The 529-nt window shown below is 49.0% G+C and carries 1 pseudogene; it reads right to left on the reverse strand.

From position 1 onward, the window contains the following. Positions 1–529: pseudogene (locus CL42_RS16290) on the reverse strand (phage late control D family protein); the annotation flags it as partial.

A 529-nucleotide genomic window follows, 5' to 3' on the forward strand; every position in this document is an offset into this window, starting at 1 on the left:
GAACTGCGGTGGGTTGTAGGCTACGTTGTCCGATAAAGCTGGTGATGCTATCAAATTGTTCTGTCGCATCACTGCGGTGGTAGCGATGTTGCGTCGGTTAAGCGCTTGGTATTGGCTGTTGTCGTCAATCAGGCGGAGCTTTTGTGCTTCGATCGGGCTGTTGTTGCTCGGTACAATCGGTTGGGCTTCATCAATGAGCCAGTTAATGCCTTCACTGCGTAGTAAGCGAGTCAGAAAGTCGTAGTCGCTTTCGTTACTTTGCATGATAAAGGGTCGGATGTCGTATTGTTGTTGTAGTCCACTGTGGTCTAGGCTGAGGCTAGAGGCAAAGAGTGGGCTTTTGTTTTGCCATTCTTCAAAGAGGATTTCCATCACTTCGACCACGGATTTATTCATAAATACGCGGCTGTTGCGGCGTTTGTGCCAAAGTGAAGTTGCATCGTTAAGCGTGAGTTTGTAGAGGGTCAGTGCCCCATCGCTTTGTCCTTGTGAGGCTTCGGTGATGATGCCAGTGGTTCTAAACAGGGTT

Source organism: Acinetobacter sp. Ver3 (assembly GCF_000632455.1).
Taxonomy (GTDB): domain Bacteria; phylum Pseudomonadota; class Gammaproteobacteria; order Pseudomonadales; family Moraxellaceae; genus Acinetobacter.